This window comes from Janthinobacterium sp. PSPC3-1 (assembly GCF_049896105.1).
Lineage (GTDB): Bacteria > Pseudomonadota > Gammaproteobacteria > Burkholderiales > Burkholderiaceae_D > Janthinobacterium.
The window spans coordinates 152,491-165,866 of sequence record NZ_JAFCTQ010000010.1; the positions used below are offsets into that span (position 1 = coordinate 152,491).

A 13,376-nucleotide genomic window follows, 5' to 3' on the forward strand; every position below is an offset into this window, starting at 1 on the left:
TAACAATTCAGGGAGAATCGACATGTCTTTAATGCAATCGAAAACCGCACTGGGCGCCGCCATCCTCGGCAATCTGTTGGCCATGGCGTTTGCGCCATCGGCCTTCGCTTCCAGCCACCGCGAAGCACCGTTCATCACGCAAAACCCCAAGGTCGACGCCACCGACTTCTATATGTTCCGCAGCTATGAAGCGGGCCGCGGCGCCTACACCACCCTGGTGGCCGACTATGTGCCGCTGCAGGACGCCTATGGCGGCCCGAACTATTTCACCATGGACCCGCAGGCCCTGTACGAAATCCATATCGATAACAACGGCGACGGCAAGGAAGACATCACCTTCCAGTTCCGCTTCACCAACACCATCAAGGACGCCCAGTTCACCGTCGGCGGCAAGAAAGTCTCGATTCCACTGGCCATCAACGGCGGCGCCATCGACACCGTCAACCCGGCCGGCCTGAACGTGCGCGAGACCTACAGCGTCACCGTGGTGCGCGGCGACCGTCGCAGCGGCACCCGAACGGCGGTTACCAATGCCAGCGGCGGGGGCACCACCTTCGACAAGCCCATCGACAATATCGGCAACAAGTCCATCCCCAACTACGCGGCCTATGCGGCCCAGCACGTGTATGCCGTCAATATTCCCGGCTGCGCCACACCGGCCCGCATGTTCGTCGGCCAGCGCAAGGACCCGTTCGTGGTGAACCTGGGCGAAACGTTTGACCTGATCAATATCAAGGCGCCCGCCACCGAGTTCGCCGCGAATGCGGAGTCGGCCACCAAGGATGACCTGGCCAAGAAAAACGTCACCGCCATCGAAATGGAAGTGCCGACCTCGTGCCTGACGGCCGGCGCCGACCCCGTCATCGGCGGCTGGACCACGGCCAGCCTGCGCCAGGGCCGTCTGCTCAACCCTGCGCCGGGCACCACCACCACCGCGTCGAAAGAAGGCGGCGCCTGGGTCCAGGTATCGCGCCTGGGCATGCCTTTGGTGAATGAACTGGTGATCGGCCTGAAGGACAAGGACCGTTTCAATGCCAGCAAACCGTCGGGCGATGCGCAGTTTGCCGACTATGTGACCAACCCGACCGCACCGGCCCTGGTCGAAGTGCTGTTCGGTTCGGCCGGCGCCAAGGCGCCCACCAACTTCCCGCGCAATGACCTGGTGGCGACGTTCCTGACCGGCATCAAGGGCGTGAACCAGCCGACCACCGTCACGGCCTCGGAAATGCTGCGCTTGAACACCTCGATCGCGGCCACCGGCGTCGGCGCGCAAAACCGCCTGGGCGTGATCGGCGGCGACAATGCGGGCTTCCCGAACGGCCGCCGTCCTGGCGACGACGTGGTCGACGTGGTGCTGCGCGTGGCGATGGGCAAGCTGTGCACCCTGAATATCGGCTGCGTACCGGCCGATGCACCGGCTGGCGGCCTGCACTTCACGGACGGCGCCTTCCTGGACGAAACATCGTTCACGGCCGGTTTTCCTTACCTGAAAACCCCGATCGCCGGCTCGCCACAACTGTAAGGAGTACGACATGAAAAAGCTCAGCTTGATGGGCGCGCTGGCGGTAACGGCGCTGATAGCCGGCTGCGGTGGCGGACACAGCAGTCACCATGACGACAGTGGCAGCGGCGGCGTCAATCCGCCACCGGTGGCCCTGCTCGACACGTTTTACGTGGCCGTCAGCAATCTCATCCTGACCACCAGCGAGGACAAGGAAGGCGTCAGCATCGACGCCATCGTCGCCACCTCGCCGGAAGACAAGGAACCGGTAACATTGTAAGCAGCACCGGCGGGCCGCGGGAGCATTGCTCTGGCGGCCCGTATCACCCGACCGCAGGCCCGGAGCCCTCGCTGATGAGAAAATTGTTCTTGCTGTTTTTTACCCTGGCCAACATCGCGCACGCCGCGCCGTATATTCCCAAGGACGGCAATGCCGTCATCGAACAACTGCCGCGCCGCGCGGACACCACCCAAAGCGAACTGCGCAGCCTGCGCGCGCAGCTAAGCAGCCGGCCCCAGGACTTGGCGCTGGCCACCAGCCTGGCGCAGCGCTATATCGGCCTGTCGCGCAGCGAGACCGATCCGCGCTATCTGGGCTATGCGCAGGCGGCGCTGGCCCCCTGGTGGCGGCAAGCCGCGCCGCCCGTGCCGGTGCGCCTGCTGCGCGCCACCATCCTGCAAAGCACCCACCATTTCGATGAGGCCCTGCAAGACCTCGACGCGGTCATCGCGCAAGAACCGGCGAATGCCCAGGCCTGGCTGACGCGCGCCACCGTGCTGACGGTGCAGGGCGACTACGAAAAAGCCACGGCCAGCTGCGCCCGGCTATCTGCGCTCGCCACGCAACTGGTGACCGTCACCTGCATCGCCAATGTGGCGGGCGTGACGGGCCGCGCCGCGAAAAGCGAGCAACTATTAGATCTCACGCTCCAGCGCAGCGCCGGCACCGCGCCCGAACTGGAACACTGGGCCTTGAGCCTGCTGGCCGAAATGGCCGCGCGCCGTGGCGATGCCACGCTGGCCGAGGCGCGCTTCAGGCAGGCGCTGGCGCAGCAGCCGCGCGACAGCTATCTGCTGGGCGCCTACAGCGACTTTTTACTGGACCAGCGGCGCGCCCCCGAGGTCATCACCTTGTTGAAAGACCAGCAGCGTATCGACGCCCTGCTGCTGCGCCAGGCGCTGGCCATGCAGGCAGTGCAGAACCAGGACGCACCGTTAAAGGCGGCCACCGCCGAGCTGGCGGCCCGCTTCAACGCCGCCATGCAGCGCGGCGACACCGTGCACCAGCGCGAACAGGCGCGTTTTGCCTTGTTCCTGCAGCGCGATAGTGCCGGCGCCCTGCTGCTGGCGCAAAAAAACTGGGCCATCCAGAAGGAGGCGGCCGACATGCGCATCCTGCTGGAAGCGGCCGTGATGGCGCGCGACCGCGCCGCCGCCAAACCGGTGCTCGACTGGATAGCCGCGCACAAGGTGGAAGACGTGGCGCTGCAGGCACTGGCACGGAAAGCGGGTGCCCTGTGAACGCCCGCTTGATTGTCTTCATCGTTCTGCTGTGCGCCTGGTGTTCCCCGGCGCAGGCGCACAAGCCCAGCGACAGTTATCTGGCCATTACCGTGCAGGGCCAGCAAATCACCGGCCAATGGGATATCGCCCTGCGCGACCTCGATTTCGCCATCGGCCTCGATGGCAATGGCGACGGCCAGCTGACCTGGGACGAGATCCGCGCGCGCCACCAGGCGATTGCAGCGTATGCACTGCAGCGCCTGCATATCGCCACCACCGAGGGAGCGTGCACCGTGCAGGCGGGCGAACAGCTGATCGACCATCACACGGACGGCGCCTACAGCGTGCTGCGTTTTACGGCCGCCTGCCCCGGCACCGCCGCGCCCGCCAGCCTGGATATCGGCTACACCCTGTTCGCCGACCTCGACCCGCAGCACAAGGGCCTGCTGAAGCTGACGCACGATGGCGAGACGCAGACGGCGATTTTCGACCCCGACAGCCCGCGCCAGAGCTTGTCGATGGCCGCGCCGGACCGGCTGGCGCAGTTCGGCGCGTACGTGAAGCATGGGATCTGGCATATCTGGATCGGTACCGACCATATTTTGTTCTTATTGTCGTTGCTGCTGCCGGCCGTGTTGTTGCCGGGACTGCGCGAGCAGCAGGCCAGCTTGCGCGCCGCCTTTGTCGACGTGCTCAAAGTCGTCACCGCCTTTACGCTGGCCCACTCCATTACCCTCACCCTGGCCAGCCTGTCGCTGGTTTCCTTGCCCTCGCGCTGGGTCGAGTCGGCGATTGCCGCCTCGGTGGTGCTGGCCGCGCTGAACAATCTTTATCCGCTGTTTCGCGGCAGGCGGCCGGTGGCGGCGTTCTTGTTCGGCCTGATCCACGGTTTCGGCTTTGCCAGCGTGCTGCGCGACCTGGGCTTGCCGCAATCGGCCCTGGTCAGCAGCCTGTTCGGCTTCAACGTGGGCGTCGAGATCGGCCAGTTGGCCATCGTCGCCGTGTTCCTGCCGCTGGCCTGGTGGCTGCGCAAGAGCTGGTTTTACCGCCAGTTGTTCACCTGGGGCTCGCTGGCGATTGCGCTGGTGGCGGCCGTCTGGCTGGTGGAGAGAATTGCCGATATTAAACTGATCAGCGCCTGACGATGGATGCAGACGGCGCAGCTTGGCTGCACCATTGATTAGCCGGGCTTATAAGTCCATCCCGCTGCCGGCGGCTAATCAAATGCCGCCCACGCCGCTAGACTGTCTGCCATCGCCACCAATCGCAGGAGCCCGCCATGCAGCATGTCACCTTGAATAACGGAATCATCATGCCCGTGCTGGGCTTTGGCGTATTCCAGATTCCCGATCCGCAGGAATGCGAGCGCAGCGTGATCGACGCCGTCAACAGCGGCTACCGCCTGATCGACACGGCGGCGTCGTACATGAACGAGGCGGCCGTCGGCAAGGGACTGCGCAACAGCGGCATCGCGCGCCAGGAATTGTTTATCACCAGCAAGCTGTGGGTGCAGGACACGGGCTATGTGAACACCCAGAACGCCATCGAACAGTCCTTGCAACGTTTGCAGCTGGACTACCTGGACCTGTTCTTGATACACCAGCCGTTCGGCGACGTGCACGGTTCGTGGCGCGCGATGCAGGATGCGTACCGGGCCGGCAAGCTGCGCGCCATCGGCGTAAGCAACTTTCACACCGACCGCCTGATGGACCTGATCGCCTTCAACGAGATCGCCCCGGCCGTCAACCAGATCGAAGTCAACCCCTACCACCAGCAGGCCGGCAGCATGGCCTTCATGCAGGAGCACGGCGTGCAGGCCCAGGCCTGGGCGCCATTCGCGGAAGGCCGCAACAATCTGTTCCAGAATGAGGTACTGCTGACGATTGCCGCCAAACATGGCAAATCGGTGGGCCAGGTGGTGCTGCGCTACCTGCTACTGCGCGGCATCGCCGTACTGGCCAAGACCGTGCGCCCGGAACGCATGGCCGAAAACCTGGCCGTGTTCGACTTCAGCCTCGACGAAGCGGACATGGCCGCCATCGCCACCCTGGAAACCGGCGCCAGCAGCTTTTTCTCGCACCGCGACCCGGCCATCGTCAAGTGGATGAGCGAACGCAAGCTCGATATCTGAATCAGGGGAACGAGATAAACGCTGCCGGCACGGCGTCGGTCAGCCACACCCCATTCGCCGCCAGATAAAACACATGGCCCTGCGCCTGCATGGCGGCCGTGTCGACCGCCAGCACCACCGGCTTGCCGTGGCGGCTGCCGACGTTGACGGCGGTATCTTCGGTGGCCGACAGGTGCACATGGTTGCGGCTGCCGGCGCGCAGGCCCTGCTCGCGGATGGACTCGACAAAGCGGCTGGCCGTGCCGTGGTACAGCACGGCTGGCGGTATCGCCGGCGGCAAGGCGATGTCGACGGTCGCCAACGAGTGACCCTGGTTGGCGCGGATGCGCAGGCCATCCATGCTGACGGCGTAGCGCGTCTTGCTGTCGTTCGCCACCACTTCATCGAGCTGTGCGCGCGAGATGGTTTTGCCGTGGCTGGCCGCCTGCGCCAGCAGCTGGGCAATATCGGCCCAGCCGTTGGCGTCCAGGGTCAAGCCGATGGTCTCGGGCGCATGGCGCAATACAAGAGAAAGAAATTTGCTGGTTTGTACTGAATGATCTGTCATGCCCGCAGTGTAGCAGAGCAATATTGCTAGAAAGCGTAAGCCAGGGTCAAGCGTACCGACCTCGGTTCGACCGGATGAAAATGCCGGTCCTCCACTCCTTCCGCAGCTTCACCGGGCAGGCGCGACGCGTAGTAGTAATCGATGTCGCTGGCTCGCTTGTCGAACAGGTTGAACACATCGAGCGAGACGCGGGTCTGGCGGTTGAGCTGGTAACCGAGGCGCGCATAGGCCAGGGTGGTCGAGGCGGAGCGCACACTATTGTCTTCCACCAGCGGGCGCGGGCCGAAGTAGCGCAGTTGGAAGGCGGCCGACCATGGGCCCTGGTCGGTCAGGGTGACGCCGAACGAGGCCACCTTGTCGATCGAGCCGGGAATGAAGTTGCCAGCCGGGTCCTGCTCCGTATAGCGCGAGCGCGAGGCGGCCAGGTCCAGGTCGAACAGCAGCCAGGGCGCGGCAATATAGTGGTTGTTCCATTCGATGCCGTGGCGGCGGCTGGCGCGGCTCGGTTCGGTCTCGCCGGCGTCGCCGACAAACAGCAGCTCCGAATCGATGTCGAGGCGCCATAGCGCCAGCGAACTTTGCAGTCCCGGCAGCCATTCCGTGCGCGCACCGAGTTCCATGCCGCGGGTGGCGACCAGCGGCGTGACGGGCGCAGACGCCGTGCCGTCGGGCAAGCGCGTCTGCGTGGTGCCGCGCGCGTCATTGCTGTGGAAACCCTTGCCGGCATTGGCGAAGAACTCCGTCTTGCTCCACGGCCCGAAAATCAAGGACAGCTTGGGCGAGGTGATGCCGTCGCTGGCCTTGCCGCTATTGCCGGCGATACTGCTGGCCACATTGAAACGGTAGGCGTCATGGCGCAGTCCCGCCACCGAGCGCAGCCACGGCAGCCATTGCGTGCTGTTTTCCGCGTACAGGCCCACGCTGCCCTCGCGCACCCGGTCTTCGCGTACCGTGCTGTGCCGCACCCTGTCCTGGGTGCCATACAGGCCGACCGGCGACAGCCTGTCATGGCGCGCCTGCAGGCCGACCTTGTTGCGCATGGCAAAGCCGGCCAGCTCGGTATTCCAGCTGGCACTGGCATTCACGCCCGCCACCGTGCGCCGCTCGCTCTGCTGGAACTGGTCGCCCAGTTCAGGATCGGCCAGGAAGTAGGTGAAATTGCTGGTCAGGTCCAGCTGCGAGCGGATCACATAGGCGTCGAATTCGAACAGGCGGTTGTCCGTGCGCTTGCGCAGGGCGTAGGCCAGGCTGTAGCGGCTGGTATCGCCGCCGTCGCTGGGGTCCAGCGCGCCGTAGCGGCCAATCACGCCGGACTCGACCGCGCGCAGCGGCACCTGGTCGGTGGCGTTCCAGCTGTTCCTGTACGCCATGGCGGTGACATTGAAACCGTCATCCTGCGTGCCCTGGCTGTAACGCAGCACGCCGCTGTATTTGCGCACGCGCTCGGGACTGTCCCAGGGGCCGTCGTTGCGGTTCAGTTCCAGGCCGTACAGCAAGGTGCCCTGCATGGCGGCCACCGAATCGGCCAGCACGCCACGCGCATAGCCATGCTGGCCCACGGACAGGCTGGCCATGCCTTGCGGCAATTTGTCCATCAGCCGGATGCGCGCCGCGCCGGCCGAGGCGAAGTCGCCCTCGCCCGCAAAATACGGCCCCTTCTTGTAATCGATGCGCTGCACCAGTTCCGGAATCAGGAAATTGAGGTCGGAATAGCCGTGGCCGTGGGCATGCGTGCGCATATTGACGGGCATGCCGTCGACAAAGGTGGCGAAATCGGTGCCGTGATCCAGGTTAAAACCGCGCAGGAAATACTGGTTGGCCTTGCCGTCGCCGCTGTGCTGGGTGACGATCAGCCCAGGCACGAATTCCAGCAGCTCGCCCGTGCGCAGGGCCGGCCGGTTGACGATCAGCTCGTTCGTGATCACGCCCTGGCTGGCCGCATCCGAGGTACCGACGGCGTTGTCGTAATGGCCGGCCACGCGCACGGTGCGCGCCTCGTCAGGCGAGGACGCGCCCTCGGACTGCGCCGCCGCCTGGCCCGCCATCAACAACAGGGCCAGCTTGCAAGCTGCCGCCAGTTTGCTTTTTCTCAAATGCATGTCGTCTCCAGTTTTTATGATGTCTAAGCGGGCTTGCAACCTTGCTTGATGCAATATACGCGGCAACTTGTTTGCTGGATTCAAAAACTTTGCTTTTCTGACCAGTGACTCTTTCCCGAGGAACCATCGTGGACCAGACCGACAGCGCGCCCAGGCCGGCCGGGCGCATCCTCCCCGCCAAGCGCGACGTACTGCCATATATCCTGCTGTCCATCCTGCTGGCCGGCGCGCTGGCCGTCCTCTGCGGCGCACTGTTTCCACCGTATTACCACGCCGTGCCGGCCCTGTTGTGGAGCCTGGGCTTTTGCGTCAGCGGCATGTTGCTGGGATTTTTGTTCGGCATACCGCGCAGCTTGCCGTCGGGAACCGTCAATATGCCGCCGGCGGAAGAGCGCAGCAACGGCAAGCGCCGCAGCGGCGACGAACCGGCCGCCATGGAAGCGGCGGCCGGCGCCAGCAATACGATTTTTCTCGGCACGCCCTCGCCGATGGAAATCAATTCCAACCTGGTGGAAGTATCGGACTGGCTGACCAAGATCATCGTCGGCGTGGGCCTGATCGAATTGAAAAGCCTGCCCGCCACGGCGCAGGGCGTGGCCGCCTTTATCGCACCCAGCCTGGCCATAGCTCCGGACACGGCCAGGGCGGTGGTGGGCGGCGTGATGCTGTTTTTTTCCGTCCACGGCTTTTTGATCGGCTACCTGCTCACGCGGATTTACCTGTCCATCATGATCAAGCGGGCCGACACCTTGGTCAAGTACGAGTCGGTCAGGCTGGAAAGCGGCAGGGAAATCGAAGTGGCGGAGCTGAGCCGCTTGCAGCAGAAGTCGCTGGAAGACCTGCAGGAAGCGGTGACCCAGCTGCTGCTGGCGCGCACTGCCGACGATGGCCAGCCGGCCGTGGCCACGCTGGCCGGCCTGCCGACGGCGCAAAAGCCGCCCGCGCGCGTGCTGTGGCTGGACGACCATCCGCGCAACAACACCTTGTTGGTGGAACAGCTGGCGCGCGAAAACATCAAGGTCGACCTGGCGCAGTCGCTGGCGCAAGCCCTGAGCCTGCTGCAAAAGAACCAGTACGCCCTCTTGATCACCGACATGGCGCGCCTGGAAGGCGGCCAGCGCGTCAAGGACGCCGGCGTGCGCACGGTGCGCGACGTGCGGCAAGCCATGCCGGACCTGCCGGTGATCGTCTATTGCAGCAAAGATACCGTCGCCAGCTACGGCAAGGAAGCCGAAGCGGCCGGGGCGCGCTTTATCACCGCCTCGGGTACCAGCTTGCTGGCGGCGGTGAACAAGCTGATACAGGCCGCCTAAGCTCCCTCCCCCCAGTTCGCCAGCTTCGAGGTCTTGCCGATCCCCGGATTGAACTGGTTGCACGGATCGATCTCGCGATAAAAAGCCGCCAGCGCCGGCTTGGCTGCGTACAGGTGGCCGACATTGTGCTCGGCCGGGTATTCGGCGCCGCGCTGGTCCAGCAGGGCCAGCATTTCGTGCTCGACCTCCATCGCGTCATTGCCCTTGTTGACGATGTAATCCTGGTGGAAGACATGGCACAAGAAGTGGCCGTAATACAGCTTCTGCGACAGCTTGGCGTCGATCTGCGGCGGCAGCTGCTCGAACCAGTCGCGCGTGTTGCGCGGCAGGGCGATATCGAGGGCGACGATGTCGGCGATCTGGCACCGGTGCATGGTGCGGTAGCGAACGGCGGCGCCGGCCACGGCGAAGCGGTGCAGGAAGGCGCGCGCGCCCTCGTCGGCGTCGCAGGTGAAAAAAGCGCCCTCGCCTGCCGGGAAGCGCCGTTCCAGCAAGGCGCGCGTGGCCTGCGCCTGGTCGCCGGCCACTTTCAGCATCAGATGGTGCTGGTACAGGTCGCGGTACTGCAACATGCGGTGCGGCAGATGCGAGGGGAAGCAGCGCCCCAGCCATTGCATGGCGCGGTCGCTGATATCCGCCGGCAGCCAGCGCCAGCGCGCCAGCAGGCGGTCCAGCCTGGCCTTGGCCGCGAACAGGGCCGGCAGGCGCGCCGTGCCCAGCAGGCGTATCAGCAAAAACATATCCTTGCCGTAGCGTTCGGCCAGGTTGAAGGCGTCGCGGTGCACGTATTCGGCGGCGATCGGCAGCGGCGTGTCGCCGGCCAGTAGCTCGCGGCGCAGCAAGGTCAGTTGCTGCGGGTCATTAGTGCCGATATAAAACACCTGCGACGATAGCTGGGCCGGAAAGGTGTCGAGCCGCACGGCAAACAGAATCAGCTTGCCGGCGCAGCCCGAGCATTCGTACAGGCGCTGCGGATCGGCGTTGTAGCGGGCCGGTGTGTCCTGGTCGACTTCGCGCACCTGGCGCGCATAGCGGTCGTCATGCGCCTTGCCGACATGGAAATCGATATCGCCATCGGTGTAGTCGCGACTGTCCAGGCGCGCCAGCATCGCTTCCGGCTCGTCGCCCAGCGCGATGCCCAGGTGGTTCACCAGTTCCAGCCGGCCATGTTCGTTCACCCGGGCGTACAGCGACAGCTCGGTATACGCCGGGCCGCGCTGCACCAGCGAGCCGCCCGAGTTGTTACAGACGCCGCCGAATACGGACGCGCCCACGCAGGACGAACCGATCAGCGAATGCGGCTCGCGGCCCAGCGGCTTGAGCGTGCGCTCCAGCAAGTCCAGCGTGGCGCCAGGAAAGCACACGACCTGCCTGCCCTCGTCCACCACATGCAGCTTTTTCATGCGCATGGTGCTGATGATGACGATATCGCGGTCGTAATCGTTGCCGTCCGGCGTGGAGCCGCCCGTCAGGCCCGTATTGGCGGCCTGCATGATGACGATGGCATTGGCCGCCACGCAGGCCTGCACCACCTGCCACTGCTGCACCAGGCTGGCCGGGCGCACCACCGCGATGGCCTCGCCGCTGCCAAAGCGAAAGCCGCTGCAATACGGCCGCATGCGGTCGGCCCGGTCGATCACGTCGCCGGGGCCGACGATGGCCTTGAGCGCGGCGATCAGGCCGGCATTGCCGGCGGCGCCGCTCATGCGTCCAGCACGGCCGCGTCCCAGGCGTACACAGTCTGCCGCTGCTCGCCCAGGCCGGCGATCGACAAGGCCATGGTGTCGCCCGCGCGCAAGAATTGCGGCACGGGTTTCAGGCCCATGCCCACGCCCGGCGGGGTGCCGGTGGAAATGATGTCGCCCGGCTCCAGGGTCATGAAGCGGCTGACATAACTGATCAGTTCGGCCACGGTAAAGATCATGGTGGAAGTCGAGCCGTTCTGCACGCGCCGGCCGTTCACTTCCAGGCTTAGCGCCAGTTGCTGCGGGTCGCCCACTTCATCGGCGGTGACCAGCCATGGACCGACCGGGCCGAAGGTGTCGCAACCCTTGCCCTTGTCCCAGGTACCGCCGCGTTCCAGCTGGTATTCGCGCTCGGACACATCGTTGACCACGCAATAGCCGGCCACATGCTTCAGCGCCTGGTCCAGCTCCACATAGCGGGCGCGGGTGCCGATCACCACGCCCAGCTCGACTTCCCAGTCCGTCTTGACGGAATCGCGCGGCATGACGACCGGGTCGTTCGGGCCCTGGATGGCGGAAACGGCCTTGGTAAACAGGATGGGCTCGGCCGGTATCGGCATGCCGGCCTCGGCGGCGTGATCGGCGTAGTTCAGGCCGATACAGATGAACTTGCCGCAACCGACCCAGGGCGTGCCGATGCGGCCACCGGCGGCGATCACGGGCAAGGTTGACAGGTCCAGCGCGCGCAGCCTGGCCAGGCCGGCCGGCGACAGCACGCCGGCGTCGATGTCGGCGACGATGCCGGCCAGCGAACGGATCTGGCCGTCGGCGTCGAGGATGGCGGCCTGTTCCTGACCCTTGTTGCCGGTACGCAGTAATTTCATATAAAGACTCCTGGTTGATAATGGTTGTAATTATTTTTCAGGCGACCCGCACCCGGTGCTCGGGCAGGCCCGGCACGGCGCAGCGCAAGGCCCACAGCGAGCCGGCCAGGCGTTCGCCAGCCTGGCGGCCGGCGGCGGCCGAGGTCACGAACAGCGTGCACAGGTCGGTGCCGCCAAAGGTGGCGGTGGTGATATTGGTGACGGGCATCTCGACCACGCGGTCGATGCGGCCGTCCGGCGCGATGCGGACGATGCACTTGCCGAAGAAACGGCAGTTCCATAGATAGCCCTCGGCATCGATGACTGAGCCGTCCGGCAAGCCCCGCTCCCAGCCGCCGAAAAACGGCCGGCGCCGGCTCAATGACATGCTGGCGACATCGAAATCGAAGGCCCAGATCATATTGTCCAGCGTATCGGCCGTATAAAAGGTGGCGCCGTCGGGGCTCCAGCAGACGGTATTGGCAATGCCGATGCCGTCCAGGTGCACGCTGGCCGCGCCATCGGGGCGGATGCGGAACAATTTTCCGTCGCGCCCGCCCGCTTCGCCCTGCTCGCCGTCCGCGCCCACGTTGTTGCGCATCGAGCCGATCCAGAAATTGCCGTGGGCATCGGCGCGGCCGTCGTTCAGGCGCACGGCGGGAAAGCCGTCGAGCATGAAACCGTGGTCGCGCCGCACATCGCCCTCGGGCCACCACCAGATCAGGCGCGAGGCCAGCGCCACCAGCCAGCGGCCCGGCTCGGTGCTCAAGGACAGCGCCACCACCGGCTCGTCGAACAGCCAGGTGATGGTGCTGGCCGTGCTTTCCGCATGGCGGTGGATCAAAAAACGGTTGATATCGGTCCAGTACAGGGCCTGTTCCTGCGCGCACCAGACGGCGCCCTCGCCGACGGCGTCGCCGGTGGCCGCAATGCAGCGCGGTTCATACAACGCCATGGCCGGGGCGTTCAAATCGTCACGCCGCCATCGACGCACAACGCCTGGCCGGTCACGCAACGCGATTCGTCGCTGGCCAGGTAGACCAGCATGGGCGTGATATCGTCGACGGTGGCCAGGCGGCCCAGCGGCTGGCGCGCGATAAAGTCGCGCTCTGCCTGCAGCGGATCGGCGGCGGCGGCGATGCGCGCGCGCAGCGAGGGCGTGTCCACCGTGCCGGGACACACGGCGTTGCAGCGGATCTGCTGGCGCACGAAATCGGCCGCCACCGCCTTGGAGAGGCCGATGACCGCGCCCTTGCTGGCGCCGTAGGCATAACGGTTGGCAAAACCCTTGATGCTGGACGCCACCGAGGCGATATTGATAATGCTGCCGCCGCCGGCTGCCACCATGCCCGGCAGCACGGCGCGGATCAGCCTGTGCATGCTCGATACATTGACTTCCATGGTGCGGGCCCAGGCGTCGTCGTCGCAGTCGAGCGCCGTGCCATGGTGGACGATGCCGGCGCCATTGAGCAGCACGTCGACATGGCCATGCGTGGCCGCCACTTCGCTCATCAGGGCGGCGATGCCGGCGCCATCGCACACGTCGAGCACGTGGCAATGGATATTCGGGTGCTGCAAACGGTCCAGGCCGGCGGCGTCGATATCGCAGGCCCAGACCTGGGCGCCCTGTTCGGCAAAGGCCAGCGCGGCCGCCTTGCCCATGCCATTGCCGGCCGCCGTCACCAGCGCCGTCTTGTGTTGCAAGCGTGCAGTCATTTGTGTCTCCTTGAATGT

General features: G+C 65.3%; 12 protein-coding genes. 6 read left to right on the forward strand and 6 right to left on the reverse strand.

Annotated features, from left to right (window positions below; all coding sequences use genetic code 11):
• The first annotated feature begins 22 nt into the window (after window positions 1-22).
• From ACP7B7_RS13360 to ACP7B7_RS13380, 5 genes are all read left to right on the forward strand, one after another.
• Entirely contained in the window at window positions 23-1,522 is a 1,500-nt protein-coding gene (locus ACP7B7_RS13360; RefSeq protein ID WP_308921384.1) for a DUF4331 domain-containing protein, read from the forward strand.
• Between the two features lie 10 nt (window positions 1,523-1,532).
• Window positions 1,533-1,781: a hypothetical protein gene (locus tag ACP7B7_RS13365; protein ID WP_426076976.1), complete on the forward strand. Its 249-nt coding sequence runs from the start codon at window positions 1,533-1,535 to the stop codon at window positions 1,779-1,781.
• A gap of 74 nt (window positions 1,782-1,855) precedes the next feature.
• Window positions 1,856-3,022, forward strand: coding sequence for a tetratricopeptide repeat protein (locus tag ACP7B7_RS13370; RefSeq protein WP_308921386.1), 1,167 nt, complete (start codon window positions 1,856-1,858; stop codon window positions 3,020-3,022).
• Window positions 3,019-4,146, forward strand: coding sequence for a HupE/UreJ family protein (locus ACP7B7_RS13375; RefSeq protein WP_308921387.1), 1,128 nt, complete (start codon window positions 3,019-3,021; stop codon window positions 4,144-4,146). Before ACP7B7_RS13370 ends, ACP7B7_RS13375 begins: the two co-directional genes overlap by 4 nt.
• Before the next feature lie 137 nt (window positions 4,147-4,283).
• On the forward strand, window positions 4,284-5,135 hold the full coding sequence (locus tag ACP7B7_RS13380; RefSeq protein WP_308921388.1) for an aldo/keto reductase: 852 nt from the start codon (window positions 4,284-4,286) through the stop codon (window positions 5,133-5,135).
• A 1-nt stretch (window position 5,136) separates the two neighbouring features.
• Here the strand turns inward: ACP7B7_RS13380 and ACP7B7_RS13385 are convergent, their stop codons facing one another.
• Together ACP7B7_RS13385 and ACP7B7_RS13390 are read right to left on the reverse strand one after the other, a co-directional pair.
• Window positions 5,137-5,682, reverse strand: a complete 546-nt coding sequence (locus ACP7B7_RS13385) for an RNA 2'-phosphotransferase (RefSeq protein ID WP_308921389.1) — start codon at window positions 5,680-5,682, stop codon at window positions 5,137-5,139.
• A 26-nt stretch (window positions 5,683-5,708) separates the two neighbouring features.
• Window positions 5,709-7,781, reverse strand: coding sequence for a TonB-dependent receptor (locus ACP7B7_RS13390; RefSeq protein WP_426076977.1), 2,073 nt, complete (start codon window positions 7,779-7,781; stop codon window positions 5,709-5,711).
• A 128-nt stretch (window positions 7,782-7,909) separates the two neighbouring features.
• Between ACP7B7_RS13390 and ACP7B7_RS13395 the strand changes: the two genes are divergently transcribed.
• The gene (locus tag ACP7B7_RS13395; RefSeq protein ID WP_426076978.1) at window positions 7,910-9,094 is read left to right on the forward strand and encodes a response regulator; all 1,185 of its coding nucleotides are present in this window, start codon (window positions 7,910-7,912) and stop codon (window positions 9,092-9,094) included.
• Here ACP7B7_RS13395 and dld read toward each other — a convergent pair.
• Genes dld through ACP7B7_RS13415 form a run of 4 tightly spaced genes read right to left on the reverse strand, consistent with a single transcriptional unit; the run spans window position 9,091 to window position 13,358 of the window.
• Window positions 9,091-10,800, reverse strand: coding sequence for a D-lactate dehydrogenase (gene dld, locus ACP7B7_RS13400; RefSeq protein WP_426076979.1), 1,710 nt, complete (start codon window positions 10,798-10,800; stop codon window positions 9,091-9,093). The two genes, ACP7B7_RS13395 and dld, sit on opposite strands and share 4 nt — an antisense overlap.
• Entirely contained in the window at window positions 10,797-11,663 is an 867-nt protein-coding gene (locus ACP7B7_RS13405; RefSeq protein ID WP_426076980.1) for a fumarylacetoacetate hydrolase family protein, read from the reverse strand. Before ACP7B7_RS13405 ends, dld begins: the two co-directional genes overlap by 4 nt.
• 37 nt (window positions 11,664-11,700) lie before the next feature.
• A complete protein-coding gene (locus ACP7B7_RS13410) occupies window positions 11,701-12,597 on the reverse strand; it encodes an SMP-30/gluconolactonase/LRE family protein (RefSeq protein ID WP_308921395.1) in 897 nt (298 codons plus the stop codon).
• 11 nt (window positions 12,598-12,608) lie between these two features.
• Window positions 12,609-13,358 (reverse strand): SDR family oxidoreductase, encoded by a 750-nt coding sequence (locus ACP7B7_RS13415; protein WP_426076981.1) that lies wholly within the window; start codon window positions 13,356-13,358, stop codon window positions 12,609-12,611.
• Window positions 13,359-13,376: the final 18 nt, after the last annotated feature.